17 protein-coding genes are annotated in these 14,263 nt (G+C 33.2%); 7 read left to right on the top strand and 10 right to left on the bottom strand.

Annotation, left to right across the window (positions count from 1 at the left end):
* Window positions 1–121: 121 nt before the first annotated feature.
* Window positions 122–1,318 (top strand): LytR/AlgR family response regulator transcription factor, encoded by a 1,197-nt coding sequence (locus G6042_RS14265; protein ID WP_235933209.1) that lies wholly within the window; start codon window positions 122–124, stop codon window positions 1,316–1,318.
* Window positions 1,319–1,326: 8 nt separating this feature from the next.
* Here G6042_RS14265 and G6042_RS05800 read toward each other — a convergent pair whose 3' ends face one another.
* Window positions 1,327–1,899 (bottom strand): DUF3109 family protein, encoded by a 573-nt coding sequence (locus tag G6042_RS05800; protein WP_169523360.1) that lies wholly within the window; start codon window positions 1,897–1,899, stop codon window positions 1,327–1,329.
* A 101-nt stretch (window positions 1,900–2,000) separates the two neighbouring features.
* On the opposite strand from G6042_RS05800, the gene G6042_RS05795 reads away from it, so the two are divergent.
* Genes G6042_RS05795 through G6042_RS05785 form a run of 3 tightly spaced genes read left to right on the top strand, consistent with a single transcriptional unit; the run spans window position 2,001 to window position 3,431 of the window.
* The gene (locus tag G6042_RS05795; protein ID WP_169523359.1) at window positions 2,001–2,576 is read left to right on the top strand and encodes a MarC family protein; all 576 of its coding nucleotides are present in this window, start codon (window positions 2,001–2,003) and stop codon (window positions 2,574–2,576) included.
* 39 nt (window positions 2,577–2,615) lie between these two features.
* Window positions 2,616–2,813, top strand: a complete 198-nt coding sequence (locus G6042_RS05790; protein ID WP_169523358.1) for a hypothetical protein — start codon at window positions 2,616–2,618, stop codon at window positions 2,811–2,813.
* 9 nt (window positions 2,814–2,822) lie between these two features.
* On the top strand, window positions 2,823–3,431 hold the full coding sequence (locus tag G6042_RS05785; RefSeq protein ID WP_169523357.1) for an FAD-dependent oxidoreductase: 609 nt from the start codon (window positions 2,823–2,825) through the stop codon (window positions 3,429–3,431).
* 75 nt (window positions 3,432–3,506) lie between these two features.
* Here the strand turns inward: G6042_RS05785 and G6042_RS05780 are convergent, their stop codons facing one another.
* The 6 genes from G6042_RS05780 to G6042_RS05755 all read right to left on the bottom strand — a co-directional run bounded on the left by G6042_RS05780 (window position 3,507) and on the right by G6042_RS05755 (window position 8,751).
* Window positions 3,507–4,271, bottom strand: coding sequence for a Bax inhibitor-1/YccA family protein (locus G6042_RS05780; protein ID WP_169523356.1), 765 nt, complete (start codon window positions 4,269–4,271; stop codon window positions 3,507–3,509).
* A gap of 35 nt (window positions 4,272–4,306) precedes the next feature.
* Window positions 4,307–5,737: a pyruvate kinase gene (gene pyk / locus G6042_RS05775; protein WP_169523355.1), complete on the bottom strand. Its 1,431-nt coding sequence runs from the start codon at window positions 5,735–5,737 to the stop codon at window positions 4,307–4,309.
* Window positions 5,738–5,740: 3 nt separating this feature from the next.
* The gene (locus G6042_RS05770) at window positions 5,741–6,229 is read right to left on the bottom strand and encodes an IPExxxVDY family protein (RefSeq protein WP_169523354.1); all 489 of its coding nucleotides are present in this window, start codon (window positions 6,227–6,229) and stop codon (window positions 5,741–5,743) included.
* A gap of 114 nt (window positions 6,230–6,343) precedes the next feature.
* Window positions 6,344–7,087, bottom strand: a complete 744-nt coding sequence (gene rnc / locus G6042_RS05765; RefSeq protein WP_169523353.1) for a ribonuclease III — start codon at window positions 7,085–7,087, stop codon at window positions 6,344–6,346.
* A 7-nt stretch (window positions 7,088–7,094) separates the two neighbouring features.
* Complete coding sequence (gene fabF, locus G6042_RS05760) at window positions 7,095–8,348, bottom strand: beta-ketoacyl-ACP synthase II (RefSeq protein WP_169523352.1); 1,254 nt, start codon at window positions 8,346–8,348, stop codon at window positions 7,095–7,097.
* A gap of 166 nt (window positions 8,349–8,514) precedes the next feature.
* Complete coding sequence (locus tag G6042_RS05755; RefSeq protein ID WP_007137004.1) at window positions 8,515–8,751, bottom strand: acyl carrier protein; 237 nt, start codon at window positions 8,749–8,751, stop codon at window positions 8,515–8,517.
* A 175-nt stretch (window positions 8,752–8,926) separates the two neighbouring features.
* On the opposite strand from G6042_RS05755, the gene purN reads away from it, so the two are divergent.
* A complete protein-coding gene (gene purN / locus G6042_RS05750; RefSeq protein ID WP_169523351.1) occupies window positions 8,927–9,496 on the top strand; it encodes a phosphoribosylglycinamide formyltransferase in 570 nt (189 codons plus the stop codon).
* Window positions 9,497–9,505: 9 nt separating this feature from the next.
* Window positions 9,506–9,985, top strand: coding sequence for a ribonuclease HI (rnhA, locus tag G6042_RS05745; protein ID WP_169523350.1), 480 nt, complete (start codon window positions 9,506–9,508; stop codon window positions 9,983–9,985).
* Window position 9,986: 1 nt separating this feature from the next.
* Here rnhA and dinB read toward each other — a convergent pair whose 3' ends face one another.
* Both dinB and G6042_RS05735 read right to left on the bottom strand, forming a co-directional pair.
* Window positions 9,987–11,069 carry a DNA polymerase IV gene (dinB, locus tag G6042_RS05740; protein ID WP_169523349.1) on the bottom strand — a complete coding sequence of 361 codons (1,083 nt, stop codon included), beginning with the start codon at window positions 11,067–11,069 and terminating at the stop codon, window positions 9,987–9,989.
* 2 nt (window positions 11,070–11,071) lie between these two features.
* Window positions 11,072–13,099 (bottom strand): site-specific recombinase, encoded by a 2,028-nt coding sequence (locus tag G6042_RS05735; RefSeq protein WP_169523348.1) that lies wholly within the window; start codon window positions 13,097–13,099, stop codon window positions 11,072–11,074.
* A gap of 88 nt (window positions 13,100–13,187) precedes the next feature.
* On the opposite strand from G6042_RS05735, the gene G6042_RS05730 reads away from it, so the two are divergent.
* Window positions 13,188–13,655 (top strand): CYTH domain-containing protein, encoded by a 468-nt coding sequence (locus G6042_RS05730; RefSeq protein ID WP_169523347.1) that lies wholly within the window; start codon window positions 13,188–13,190, stop codon window positions 13,653–13,655.
* On the opposite strand, the gene G6042_RS05725 is transcribed toward G6042_RS05730, so the two are convergent.
* Window positions 13,656–14,219, bottom strand: coding sequence for a septal ring lytic transglycosylase RlpA family protein (locus G6042_RS05725; RefSeq protein ID WP_169523346.1), 564 nt, complete (start codon window positions 14,217–14,219; stop codon window positions 13,656–13,658).
* Between the last annotated feature and the right edge of the window lie 44 nt (window positions 14,220–14,263).

Below are 14,263 nucleotides of genomic sequence, written 5' to 3'. Positions count from 1 at the left end.
ATTTATGTTAATCATCGTTTTTATTTTAAACAAAGAGATTTATCATTCATCTTTACAATCCGTTTAGAATTAACCCGCTAAACTTTGGTCCCCAAAACCTACCCAAAACCTAAAACTATTAATGTTTTCTAAAATCAAATTTGGAAAAACATTAATGAAGCATAAATACATAATTGTTGACGACAACCACGAAAGCATCTTAAAGACGCAGGCAAACGCTATGCGATTTGAGAATTTAGCTTTTGTTGGCTATGCAAATAATTATGACGATGCGCTAAACTTAATTTTAGAACAACAACCAAGTTTAGTTTTCCTAGAAATCAATCCTGAGAAAAAAGAAAGCAACCTTTCCTTAGCGTTAATTAACGAATTGTATCGCTATTTAAACGTAGTTCCAAAAATTATTGTGACAACCAGTTCACAAGAAATGATTTTTAAAGCAATGGAATTTGGCGTTGCCGATTATTTGATAAAACCACTAAACATCAATGATTTTAGAAAATCAATTCTAAAATTTGAGAAGTCAATAATTGCTCATAACGTAGTTATTCCAAGTCAGAATGTGGTTTCGGTTGGACAAAATGTAATGGAAACCGTTTTGGCAAATGAACCTCAAGTCGAAATTCCTTCAGAAGATAAACCAGTAGAAGAAATAGAAACAACTATTGAAGAAGAAATTGCAGAACATTTTGTAGCCGATGATGAAACTATTTTTGAAGAAAATCTTGTAATTGAAGAGGAAGAAATTCAAACAGAAACCGAAGAAACTTTAGAAGAAATCACAACCGATAGTACTGAAGAAGTTCTTGAAGAAAATGCTGAAGCTATTGAAATTGAAGAAAACAATCAAGAAACTGAAACTGTAGAAGAAGTTGTAACAGTTGAAGAAAATAAACAAGACGAAGAGCAACAAGACGAAGAAGTTCAGATTTTAGAAACTAAAAAAATAATCGTTCAACAAGAACAACCTTTAATTATTTGCGTTAAATCTTATGGTGATTATCGTTACATCGATTCGAGAGATATTCTTTATTTTGAAGCGGATAATAATTCAACCGATATACATTTAAAAGATGGTGAAATGGTTACGGCGTTTAAAACATTAAAACATTTTGAAAACGTTTTACCAACTAATCAGTTTTTAAGAATTCACAACAGTTACATCATTGGTATAAATCATGTAGCTAGAATTCATACAGGAAATGCAGTTTGTTTTATAAAAAATTCTACTATTAAACTTCCATTCTCTAAATCTTACAGAGATAATGTAGAATTAATCATTCACCGAATTGCTTCTGGAAACTACTTAGAAATATAAAAACAGAATTATTTTTCGTTTTTCAATTCTTCGGCTACTTTTTCTAAATCGGAATACCATTCGGCACCAAATTTTCTAATCAAAGCTTCTTTAACGAATTTATAAACAGGAACTTGCAATTCTTTTCCCAAAGTACAAGCATCGTTACAAATATCCCAACGATCATAATTCACGGCAGCAAAAGTTGAAAAATCTTTTACTCTAATGGGATATAAATGACAAGAAACCGGTTTTTTCCAATCTACAATTCCTTGATTGTAAGCTTGTTCAATGCCGCAAAGTGCTGTTTTCCCATCAAAAATCACATAAGCGCAATCTTTATTGTCAATCAAAGGCGTTTCTAAATCTTGATCGGTTCCAACAACCCAAGTTCCTAATCTTTCGATAGCTTTGATGCCTTCTTTGCGAAGAAATGGCTTTACTTTTGGATAAATTTCTTCTAAAATTTTAGTTTCTTCTTTACTCAAAGGTGCGCCAGCATCGCCATCAACACAACATGCACCATGACAAGCCGAAAGGTTACACACAAAGTCTTTTTCTAAAATATCTTCTGAAACGATTGTTTTTCCTAGTTGGAACATTTTTCTTGAATTAGAATGCAAAGGTACGATTTGCCGTTAAAATATTTGTAAAAACCTCGTTTATCCTTTTGAAATAGAATAATTTTGCAAAAAATTTTACCATGAATATTGATTTTAGAGAAATAGTAACAGCAACAATGGTTCTTTTTGCAGTAATAGATATTGTTGGAAGTATTCCAATTATCATCGATTTAAGAGCAAGATTTGGTCATATTCAATCAGAGAAAGCATCAATTGTTTCGGCAGTAATCATGATTTCGTTTCTATTTGTTGGAGAAGAAATTTTAAAATTGATTGGAATTGATGTCAATTCGTTTGCCGTTGCTGGTTCGTTTGTTTTGTTCTTTCTAGCTTTAGAAATGATTTTAGGCATTCGATTGTATCGCGATGAAGAAGCTAATTCGGCATCGATTGTTCCTATTGCTTTTCCGTTAATTGCTGGCGCTGGAACGATGACAACATTACTTTCGCTTCGAGCAGAGTTTCATTCGATAAATATAATTGTAGCTATTTTGTTGAATATTATTTTGGTTTATGCCGTATTAAAATCGTCTTCCAAAATTGAAAAAATGTTGAGTAAAAATGGTTTAAGCATTATTAGAAAGGTTTTTGGTGTAGTACTTTTGGCAATAGCTGTTAAATTATTTGCTGCTAATGTTAAAGGACTGTTTGTTTAAGGCTCAAATTTGTACTTTTGTATCATAAAGTTTTACTTAATGAAAATTTTTACTACCATATTAATAGTTATCGCTTTTGCATTAATCGTTTTTAATGTAACGCTTTTGGATTTTGAAAACCCGCTTGAAGGTGATAGTTTAGTTGCTCTGATTGGAATTGCTGCGGCATTGTGTGCGGTTTTTATTCTTTTGATTTTCAGAATGTCAAAAAAAATCGAAGACAAGTTAAAAAACTAATTTCTACCTATGTTTGATGTTTTAATAATTGGCGGTGGCGTTTCTGGAATGTCTTGCGCTTTGGTTTTGGGTTCAGCTTATAAAAAACCATTTGTAATCGATAAAAAAATTGGCATTATTACACATCAAAAAGCATCGTCACTTCAAGATGCGCTTTTCAATAATGCTTATGGAATTCCGGCTGGAAAATTGGGTTCAGAACTTTTAACAGAAAGCATTGAGCATTTGCAAAATCAATATCCGCATATTGACCAAATTGAAGGTGAAAAAGTTTTAAAAATCGAAGGTGAAGCAGGCAATTTTACTGTTGTTACCAATAAAAACAGTTATTCATCCAAAATAGTTGTCATTAGTATTGGTGCTGGAAATCCGTTTACCATTGAAGGGTTGGACGAATATGTTATTCCACATCAAAAAACTATTCCTGAGAAAAACAGAATACAGTTAAGAAACACAGATCATAAAGTAACGGAAGGTGTTTATGTTACCGGAACTTTGGCAGGTTGGAGAAGTCAACTTTCTATTGCTTCTGGAAGTGGCGCAGCTGTTGCGACCGATATTTTAACGCTTTGGAACAATGGAGTTCATGTACAATCTCACGATAGTATTCGAAAATAATTGTTTTACAAATGTTTTATAAAAAGGAAAGCCGACTAAATTTAGTCGGCTTTCCTTTTTTATATGAGTAAGAAATTAATCTCTACTTGATAATTTTGATAATAATCTAAGGAATTCGATATACAACCAAACTAGTGTAATCATTAATCCCATGGCGCCAAACCATTCCATGTATTTTGGCATTTTTTCTTGTACACCTTTTTCGATTTGATCAAAATCTAAGAATAAGTTCAAAGCTGCAACCACGATTACAAAAACGCTAATTCCAATACTAATCATTGAATTTCCATGATGAACAGGAACAAAACTTGTAAACATGGATAACAACCATGAAATTAAATAATAGGTTGCAATGGCTAAAGTTGCCGCAACAACTACCGAACGAAAACGCTCGTTTACTTTTACAACGCCATATTTATACAAACCAAAGCAAACCATAAATGTTACAAAGGTGCAACTCACGGCTTGTATCACAATTCCTGGATACATAACTTCAAAAATAGCAGAAATTCCACCAATGAATAATCCTTCAAAAACGGCATAACCTGGCGCTAAATAAGGCGAATATTGTGGTTTAAAAACCGAAATCAATACTAGTATAAACCCAACAATTGCTCCACCGATAGTCAAAACAATTGGATTGTATCCATTAAATGTCATTGACCAAGTTACTGCAGCACTAGCAACTAAAAGCAATAACATGATAAAACTTTTGTTGATAGTTCCAGATACTGTCATCGTATCATTGTAATCAATTACTTTTGCTTCATGAACGGCTTCATCAGCACGAGAAGTGTTTGTAAATGCTTTACTCTTAAAAAATGGATTGTTTGAATTCATAGTTTTATATTTTAGTATTTCAAAAATAGCTTTTTTTATTCAATTTCCGAAATTCTCAACGTATTTACCATTCCTTTGTCAACTACTGGCATTGCTGCAAGGTTAATAAGCATATCGCCTTTTTGAACAAATCCTTTTTCTTTGGCAATTTGGTTGATATCTTCAACTGTATCGTCAGTACTCACAAATTTATCGTAGTAAAAAGCATTTACACCCCAAAGTAAATTCAATTGTGTTAAAATTCGCTTGTTAGAAGTATAAACCAAAACATGAGCTTGTGGTCGCCAAGCCGAAATTTGGAATGCTGTATAACCGCTATTGGTTAAAGTTGAAATTGCTTTTGCCTTAATTTCATTAGCCATTAATGCTGCATGATAACAGATTGATTTAGTGATAAATCGTTTCGTTCTAACGTTTGGTGGCGTTTGTGGTACTTGAATAAGCGGTGAATCTTCAACAGCTTCAATAATTTGCGACATCTTCTCAATAACCTGAACTGGATAATTTCCAACTGATGTTTCTCCCGAAAGCATCACAGCATCAGCACCATCCATAACCGAGTTAGCAACGTCGTTTACTTCAGCACGCGTTGGCGTTAAGCTAGTAATCATCGTTTCCATCATTTGTGTGGCAACAATTACAGGAATTCTAGCTGTTTTAGCTCTGTGGATTAATTTCTTTTGAATTAATGGAACTTCATGTGCTGGAATTTCAACACCAAGATCACCACGAGCAACCATCAATCCATCACAAAACGCAACAATTTTATCAATGTTTTCAACGGCTTCTGGTTTTTCGATTTTGGCTACAATTGGAATTTTATGCTCCGAATGTTTTGCGATTAAATCTTGAAGTTCTTCTAAATCTTTTGGAGTTCTAACGAAAGAAAGCGCAATCCAATCAACTTGATTTTCAATAGCAAAAAGCGCATCTTTAATATCTTTTTTAGTCAAAGCTGGAAGTGAAACTTTAGTTTGAGGTAAGTTTACACCTTTTTTAGATTTTAATGGTCCGCCTTGAATTACTTTACAAACTACTTCGGTTGAACCATTGGTTTCTATTGCTTCAAAAATAAGTTTCCCATCGTCTAATAAAATTCGTTCTCCCGGATTTACATCTTTTGGAAACGACAAATAGTTCATGTAAACACGTTCTTTAGTTCCCGGAACATCTTCAGCAGTTTGGAATGTTATGATATCGCCGGGATTAACAACTACATCTTCTTTCATTACACCAACACGAAGTTTTGGACCTTGTAAATCGGCTAATATTGCTGTGGTATATCCAAATTCATCATTCAATTCTCTGATGATATCTATTCTTTCTTTAACATCGGTATAATCGGCATGTGAAAAATTAATACGAAACACATTTACTCCTGCGTCAATCATGTCTTTAATGACTTCTTTTGAACTACAAGCCGGACCAAGTGTGGCTACTATTTTTGTTTTTTTTCTAGTCGGCATTTTTTAAAAAATTAAATTATCTTTTGATTTTATATTGTCAACAGAAACGGTATAAACCGTACTGATTTTGTTTATTTTTTTTAAGACTGAAATCGTATTTTCAATTTCAGAAGTAGATAAATTATTTTCAATTTTCAGAAAATAATCTACTTTTTTATATTCGGGAATGAGATAAATTTTGGTTGAAATTTTAGTTTTGCTATCGGTAAATAAACCAGTATTTATGGCAAAATCTTCCTGAGAATAGTCGTTTTTATTTTGAACTAAGTTCCAAGTAACATCTTTGTTTTCATCTTCATATACAAACCTTGAAAATTGTGTTTCAATAGCATTGCTTTTTATACTTACATCGTTTTTGCTTTTAGAAAACAAAACGGGTAAATTTTTATTGATAAAATAGGCCAATCGATAGTCTTCTAAAGTAGTATGAATAGCTATCAATTGATAATCTATTTCATCATATTCTTCGCTAAGCAATTTATAAACGGCCATTTTAGTCTCGAATAAGTTGTAAATATACTATTTCTGAAGATAGGTTTTGCCACTAAAACTGATGATTAACGTATTTTTATGAACGAAAACGATATAGTTTTTAAAGAATTCTGATTATTTTGTGTTAATTTTTTCTTGAAATGCAAAATAAGCTCGTTTTGATGCTATTTCTTCGGCTTTTTTCTTAGATGTTGCTCTAGCTTTTGCCACAACTTTGTCATCAATTGATAATTTTACACCAAAAAATCGCTGTCCGTCATTTCCGTTATCGTCAAAAACTTCGTAGTGAAATGTTCGTTTTTCTTTTTGACACCATTCTATCAAAAGACTTTTGTAGCTGATGACTTTGCCTTCTAGTTTTGCAATGTCAACATAAGGAATAATCACTTTTTTGTTGATGAATTTCTCGCAAAAAGCATAACCTTTGTCCAAGAAAATAGCACCAACTAGGGCTTCAAAAATATTTCCGTGTATGTTTTCTCCAAAATTGCTTATCGGCACTTTGCTATCAACCATTGCCACTAAATTCAAATCTCTTCCGAGTTCGTTTAGATGTTCCCGACTAACTATTTTGGAACGCATTTTGGTTAAATAACCTTCATCGCCTGTTGGCACTTTGTTGTATAAATGTGCCGCGATTACTGAGCTTAACATAGCATCGCCAAGAAATTCTAACCGTTCATAATTTAATGGATTTCCGTTATCATCTGTTCGATTGGCAGAACGATGCGTAAATGCTTTTTGATAAAAAAGTAAGGTTACAGGTTTAAAACCTATGATTTTTTCAATTTTTCCAAAAAAAATCCCGTCCTCATTTGAACGGGATTTCGGAAATATTTTTTTGATAATTCTTTTCATCTGAAAATTAGTCTTCCAATTTTTTGAAAAGTACACAAGCGTTGTGTCCGCCAAAACCAAAAGTATTGCTCATGGCAACTTTTACGTCTCTTTTTTGTGCTTTATTCAAAGTCAAATTCAAACTTGGATCAATATTTTCGTCAACCACTTCGTGATTTATCGTTGGAGGAACAATTCCATGTTTCATGGCTAGAATAGAAGCAATCGCTTCAATCGCACCAGCTGCACCGAGTAAATGTCCTGTCATTGATTTAGTTGAATTGATGTTTAATGTTTTGGCATGTTCGCCAAAAACAGCACTAATTGCTTTTAATTCAGCAACATCGCCAAGTGGAGTTGAAGTTCCGTGAGTATTGATATGATCAACATCTTCTGGCTTCATTCCTGCATCGCGAAGCGTATTTTGCATAACAGCAATTACGCCAATTCCTTCTGGATGTGGCGCTGTTAAATGATAGGCATCAGATGACATTCCGCCACCGCCAATTTCACAATATATTTTTGCTCCACGCGCTTTTGCGTGTTCATATTCTTCAAGAACTAATGCGCCAGCACCTTCGCCAAGAACAAATCCATCACGAGTAGCATCAAATGGTCTTGAAGCAGTTTCTGGACTTTCGTTTCTTGTTGATAAGGCTTGCATTGAGTTAAATCCGCCCATTCCAGCAATCGTTACGGCAGCTTCTGAACCACCAGAAATGATAACATCACACATTCCTAAACGAATGTAGTTGAAAGCATCAATCAAAGCATTAGCAGAAGATGCACATGCTGAAACGGTTGTATAATTTGGTCCCATAAATCCATTTCTCATCGAGATGTGAGCTGGAGCAATATCGGCAATCATTTTTGGAATAAAGAAAGGGTTGAAACGCGGTGTTCCGTCGCCTTTAGAATAGCTCATTACTTCTTCTTGAAAAGTTTCCAATCCACCAATTCCTGCACCCCAAATAACACCAACACGCTGTTTGTTGACATTGGTTTCGGTAATTCCAGCGTCTTTGATAGCTTCTTCACTGGCTGCAATTGCATACTGTGCAAACTTGTCCATTCGGCGAGCTTCTTTACGATCAATGTAATCTTCAATATTGAAGTTTTTAACTTCGCAAGCAAACTTTGTTTTATGTTTTTCAGTATCGTAATAAGTTATTGGTGCAGCACCACTTCTTCCATTTACTAGTCCATCCCAATATTCTTCAACGGAATTTCCTATTGGTGTTAATGCACCTAAACCTGTGACAACAACTCGCTTTAATGCCATATTCTTTTTTTTAGTAATCTTTTTTTACAAACAAACCCATGAATTCTTCAAATTTAAGCATTAAAGAGACATGGGTTTTATATTTTTTAGATTGAAATCAATCTTTCTTTGATTTTTTAAAAATAATAAATACCCGCAAATTAAATTTACGGGTATTGTAGAATTATTATTTTTTTGCTTCTTCGATGTAAGAAATAGCTTGACCTACTGTAGCAATGTTTTCAGCTTGATCGTCTGGAATTTGAATATCAAATTCTTTTTCGAACTCCATGATAAGCTCAACAGTGTCTAATGAATCTGCTCCTAAATCGTTTGTGAAGCTTGCTTCTGTTACAACTTCGTTTTCGTCAACGCCTAATTTGTCTACGATAATCGCTTTAACTCTTGATGCAATGTCTGACATAATTTCTAAATTTTTAATTTTAATTGTTGGCAAAAATAAAAAACTTTATTTGATGACAACCTTTTTGTTATTAAATATGACTACGAAAGTAAAAAATTAATTTTAAAATCTTACACTATTATGATTTAAAATCTATTAAATATTCTTTTTTTTGTGCTGTTAAAACAATGAACAAATGAAAAAAATAGTTCTATTTGCCTCTGGAAACGGTTCCAATGTAGAGAATATCATTCAGTATTTCAAAAACAACGATACTATAAGTGTAGTCGGTGTTTTTACTAACAATCCACATGCCAAAGTTATAGAAAGAGCCAAAAATCATGGAATTACTTCATTTATTTTTGATAAAAATCAGTTGCAAGATGGTCAAGTTCTTGAAAAAATCAACGATTTACAACCTGATTTAATTGTTTTAGCCGGTTTTTTATTGAAATTTCCCGAATCTATTATTGCTCATTATCCAAATAAAATTATTAATATTCATCCAGCTTTATTACCTAATTATGGCGGAAAAGGAATGTATGGCATGAATGTTCACCGCGCTGTTTTGGAAAATAAAGAAAAAGAAACCGGAATTACCATTCATTATGTAAACGAACATTATGATGAAGGCGAATTCATTGTACAACACAAAGTAAATATTGAAAACTGTACAACAGCTGAGGAAATAGCCGATAAAATTCATATTTTAGAGCAGCAACATTTTCCAATTGTTATTTCTGAAATTCTAAATTTTAAATTCTAAATTTATATTTTGTCACATCAAGTTCACATTTATACAGATGGCGCAGCCAAAGGAAATCCCGGAAACGGTGGTTATGGCGTGGTTATGGAAATGGTTGGGACGAATTATAAAAAAGAATTCTATGAAGGTTTTCGGCACACGACTAATAATAGAATGGAACTGTTAGCAGTTATTGTTGGTTTGGAAAAACTTAAACAACCCAACATGAAAGTTTTGGTTATTTCCGATTCTAAGTATGTAGTTGATGCTGTTGAGAAAAAATGGGTTTTTGGTTGGGAAAAGAAAAATTTTGCAGGTAAAAAAAACCCTGATTTATGGATGCGATTTCTTAAAATTTACCGCAAACATCAAGTTGATTTTAAATGGATAAAAGGACATAATAATCATCCGCAAAACGAACGCTGCGATCAATTGGCAGTTATGGCTTCGGGATTACCCAATTTATCTGTGGATGCTTTTTATGAAAATGAAGAGCAGAAGTTGTTGTAACTCAAAACTCAAACTTCAACTGTACAACAACTGTTTTCTTTTCTTCGGTGTTCAAGTTGTTTAATGAAATTCCTAATAATCGTACTGATTCTTTCATTTTTTCTTGATACAATAATTCTTTTGCGGTTTCAAATAGTAAACCTTTGTCGGCAATGAAATAGGGAAGTGTTTTACTTCGGGTTTGTAGTGTAAAATCGCTGTATTTTATTTTTAAAGTTACTGTCTTTCCAGATATGTTGTATCGTTTCAATCGTTTTTCGAGTTCAGATGATATGCGTTGTAGTTTTTCTTCCATGAAAATCTCCGAAGTTAAATTTTCATTAAATGTATGTTCCGCTGCGACTGATTTGGCTGTGCGATTGGGTTTTACAGTACTATTGTGAATGCCACGAACAATATTGTAGTAATGTAAACCGCTTTTGCTGAAATGTTCTTCGAGATATTCTTTTGATTTTGATTTTAAATCTTTTCCGGTAAAAATACCCAACTGATACATTCGTTCGGCTGTAACTTTTCCAACGCCATAGAATTTTTTGATATCAAGATTTTCAAGAAAAGCTTCTACTTCTTCGGGATTTACTGTTTTTTGTCCGTTGGGTTTATTATAATCGCTGGCAATTTTAGCCACAAATTTATTCACCGAAATTCCCGCCGAAGCCGTTAAACCTACTTCTTCAAAAATCCGTTTTCTAATTTCTTGTGCAATTAAAGTCGCACTTGGATTTCCTTTTTTGTTCTGAGTAACATCAAGATACGCTTCGTCTAGCGAAAGCGGTTCGACCAAATCTGTATAATCGTGAAATATCTTCCTGATTTTTTTCGAAATTTCTTTATAACGGTCAAATCGTGGACGAACGAAAATTAAATCGGGACAATTTCGCTTGGCTTGAATGCCACTCATAGCGGAACGAACGCCAAATTTTCTCGCTTCATAACTCGCTGCTGAAACCACACCACGAATTTCACTTCCGCCAACAGCCAACGGTTTTCCTTTCAATTCTGGATTGTCCATTTGTTCTACAGAAGCATAAAAAGCATCCATATCGACGTGAATTATCTTTCTTAGAACAACTTCGGTTTCCATAATTATTTGTCTTTCACTGGGAAAAAGAATGCCGATGGACGCGTTTTAAAATAAGCCCAAGTCGATTTACGTAGTAATCCCAATTCCGAAAGTGGAATGTTTCTAGAGCGAAAAGCCAATCCTAGCGATAGTAAAAAACTAACGATAAAATTCATAAATCCAATTACACCAATACCAATAATACTCCAAAAAATCGTCCAAAAATCAACAAAGAAATTGGCTCCATATAATCCAAGCGCAAAGTTTCCACTGGCAAAAGTAATGTGTCGGATATCAAGATTTAGTCCTAAGAAAATTCCAATCGATGCTGTACTTCCTAAAAACACACCAAACCAACCATTGGAAACAAATCCTGCCCAATTATTTTCAAACCAATTCGCAATTTTTTCGGTTTTCTTTTTACCAAAATTTTGCTTCAAAAGCGGATGTTCTTTGATACGAAAATACACTTGATTGTGTTTGTTTTTATTGGAAACATTCCCCGAAATAATTCCTGAAAGGAAAAGAAAAACGCCCGCAATTGCCGCGTGAAAAACAGCTGCCGAACTTATTGGCGACAAATCATTGAGCAATTTTGCCGATTTTTCAAACGCAATATTATAATCGAAAATGTAATCTATAAGCCAAATACCAAGTAACGAAACAGGGAATGCCATGAAAACATTGCCTACAAAAGCAATGAATTGCGAACGAAATAATCGAGCAAAAAGTTGAGCAAACGAGCTGTGTTTGTTTTCGTTTTTACTTTGTTTTTTCATGCCACTTTCCAAGGCTTTAATCAGCGTTGCCGCAGTCATTGCGGGTTGTTTTGTTGCTAAAGTATAACCTAGTAAATAAATCGTTATAAAACCTATCGAATAGTTTAAACTGTAATAAAATGCATGACCAAAAGCACTGGTATCAATTTTTGAAAGCAATGTTTTAATAATACAAAGCAGTCCAACAATAAAACCGCCACCAACGGCAGCTTTCAACATCAAAAAATATTCTGATTTGCTTTCCGTGATGTAGTGTTCGCCTGTTTTTGCAGTATGTTGCGTGATTTCATAGGAAATCAGTTGCGTACTTTCGTTAATTAATTGACGAACATTATTTTTATGACAATTGTATTTAATTAGTCGCAAAGCCAGATGAATGGTGTTGTTTTTTTTGTCAATTTCTGAGTTAATTACTAGTGAAGAAAGTAAGACTTTAATTCGGTGTAATTGTTGTCTAATGCGAAGTAAACTTTGATTTACTTTTAACGAAATTCCAAATTTTGAGCTATTTCCAAAAGCTTTATCGACATATTCTTCACATTGTTTGTGCAGAATTAACAGTTGCTTATAATTCAAATCATCCGAAGTTACAAAATGATTTTCGCCATCTTTAATTTTCTTTTTGACGCTATGAAATTCGTTTTCAAAAGCTACAAATGGACTTTCTAAATCATCATATTCGGGAACCATTTTGATGACATCGTTTTCCATTGCACGACCACTCATTCGCTGCGAAATTAAACTCATAGCATTCATCACTTCTGATAAAACCGATTTCTCAGAAACAGTGTTGTATATCGTTTCAAATTCAACAACGTCAAAGAATTGTTGCAGTTCTTCAAAAGGAATTTTGGTTATCCAAATAGGATCAGAGCTTTTAAAAAAAACCTGATTGAGTACAAATTCTAGCGTATCTTTTTCGGGTTGAAACGGCAGTAATTTATCTGAAATTCGTTTTTTTACTTCATACATAAAATCGGAATCTCTCAAAATTCCTGTATCCGAAAGCATTCGGCTGAACTTTCTTTTTTGCAATACATCTGAAAGATAATTTTTTAAAACTTCTTTGTGATTTTCATTTTCAGTTAAATAACGCAGTAAAGATTCAATAGAGACAGTGGTTTTTTCCTTTGGATTTTTTGGTCGAAAAAAATCAACCAAAACAATCAAAAAAAGTAATTGGTCGCTAGATTGATACCCATTTTCAGTAAAAAAATGTTGGAATAAAGCTTCTATTGAGGAAAACTTTTTTTTATGATTGCGTATATTCATGTAGAAGTTTTTGCTGATGTGATTGTTGTAAAAATACAATTTTTCAAAATATATTTTCTTAACTTGCCCCTAATTATCAAAAAAAATTATGGTAGAAATTGAACGTAAGTTTTTAGTAATTTCTGAATCATTTATTGGTGAATCTTTTGCCCAAAAAAGAATTGTTCAAGCCTATTTGAGTTCGGTTCCCGAAAGAACAGTTCGCATTAGAATTAAAGGAGACAAAGGTTTTATTACTATCAAAGGAAAAAGTAATAATAGCGGAACAACACGACTAGAATGGGAAAAAGAAATTAGTTTACAAGAAGCCGAATCGCTTTTGTCCATTTGCGAAAGCGGAATTATTGATAAAATTCGTTACGAAGTAAAGGTTGGAAACCACGTTTTTGAAGTTGATGTTTTTTCGGGAGAAAACGAAGGTTTAATCATAGCCGAAATTGAACTTCAATCAGAACATGAAATCTTTGAAAAACCGCTTTGGCTTGGTAAAGAAGTAACTAACGATGAACGATTTTATAATTCGTTTTTGAGTAAAAAACCGTTTAAAACTTGGTAACTATTTTTTTTCTTCAACAACTTCTAAGGTAACAAAAACAACTCCCGATTTTTTATTATCGGCAATTTCCATAAAAGCTCTTCGTGTTAAATCAATCTCACGAGCTTTTGAAAATGGTCCTCGATCGGTAATTTCAACAATAACAAATTTTCCGTTAATTTCGTTAGTTACTTTTACTTTGGTGCCAAATGGCAGTTTTTTGTGCGCTGCTGTATATGCGTTGTTGTCAAATTTTTTGCCGCTTGCCGTTCTTCTTCCGTGAAATTTATGATGGTAATACGAAGCGTGTGCTTTTTTCTTTAGTAACTTAAAATTAGCATCAAGTAAAATATTGCTTGTGGTGTCTATTTCTTGAACAATGTTTTTTATTTTAATTTTTGAAGTATCAACTTTGGTAGAAGCAACAACTTTTACTTGGTCTTTATTTTCTTTGTTCTCTTTGACATCAGTGGTTTTTGTTGTTTTTTCTTTTGACTTTTCCTTTTGTTGTGCTTTCTTTTCCTGTCCCGAAATTGTCAAAACAGAAAGACAAGAAAGCAGTACTATTAAAATTTTCTGTGTCATAAATCATTTTTTAAAGTGAAAAGATACTTTGCAAAAACTGTACC

Origin of the sequence: Flavobacterium solisilvae (genome assembly GCF_012911605.1) — a bacterium.
Taxonomy (GTDB): Bacteria; Bacteroidota; Bacteroidia; order Flavobacteriales; family Flavobacteriaceae; genus Flavobacterium; species Flavobacterium solisilvae.
Note: the sequence above shows the minus strand (reverse complement) of the source record. Positions and strands in the feature narration are given on the sequence as shown.

Bases quoted from the DNA above. Each gene is read 5' to 3' on its own strand.
- G6042_RS05790 (WP_169523358.1), top strand. From the start codon at position 2,616: ATGAAAATTTTTACTACCATATTAATAGTTATCGCTTTTGCATTAATC.
- G6042_RS05730 (WP_169523347.1), top strand. From the start codon at position 13,188: ATGGTAGAAATTGAACGTAAGTTTTTAGTAATTTCTGAATCATTTATT.
- purN (WP_169523351.1), top strand. From the start codon at position 8,927: ATGAAAAAAATAGTTCTATTTGCCTCTGGAAACGGTTCCAATGTAGAG.
- G6042_RS05725 (WP_169523346.1), bottom strand. From the start codon at position 14,219: ATGACACAGAAAATTTTAATAGTACTGCTTTCTTGTCTTTCTGTTTTG.
- G6042_RS05735 (WP_169523348.1), bottom strand. From the start codon at position 13,099: ATGAATATACGCAATCATAAAAAAAAGTTTTCCTCAATAGAAGCTTTA.
- G6042_RS05785 (WP_169523357.1), top strand. From the start codon at position 2,823: ATGTTTGATGTTTTAATAATTGGCGGTGGCGTTTCTGGAATGTCTTGC.
- G6042_RS05780 (WP_169523356.1), bottom strand. From the start codon at position 4,271: ATGAATTCAAACAATCCATTTTTTAAGAGTAAAGCATTTACAAACACT.
- G6042_RS05800 (WP_169523360.1), bottom strand. From the start codon at position 1,899: ATGTTCCAACTAGGAAAAACAATCGTTTCAGAAGATATTTTAGAAAAA.
- fabF (WP_169523352.1), bottom strand. From the start codon at position 8,348: ATGGCATTAAAGCGAGTTGTTGTCACAGGTTTAGGTGCATTAACACCA.
- G6042_RS05755 (WP_007137004.1), bottom strand. From the start codon at position 8,751: ATGTCAGACATTGCATCAAGAGTTAAAGCGATTATCGTAGACAAATTA.
- G6042_RS14265 (WP_235933209.1), top strand. From the start codon at position 122: ATGTTTTCTAAAATCAAATTTGGAAAAACATTAATGAAGCATAAATAC.
- dinB (WP_169523349.1), bottom strand. From the start codon at position 11,069: ATGGAAACCGAAGTTGTTCTAAGAAAGATAATTCACGTCGATATGGAT.
- G6042_RS05795 (WP_169523359.1), top strand. From the start codon at position 2,001: ATGAATATTGATTTTAGAGAAATAGTAACAGCAACAATGGTTCTTTTT.
- G6042_RS05770 (WP_169523354.1), bottom strand. From the start codon at position 6,229: ATGGCCGTTTATAAATTGCTTAGCGAAGAATATGATGAAATAGATTAT.
- pyk (WP_169523355.1), bottom strand. From the start codon at position 5,737: ATGCCGACTAGAAAAAAAACAAAAATAGTAGCCACACTTGGTCCGGCT.
- rnc (WP_169523353.1), bottom strand. From the start codon at position 7,087: ATGAAAAGAATTATCAAAAAAATATTTCCGAAATCCCGTTCAAATGAG.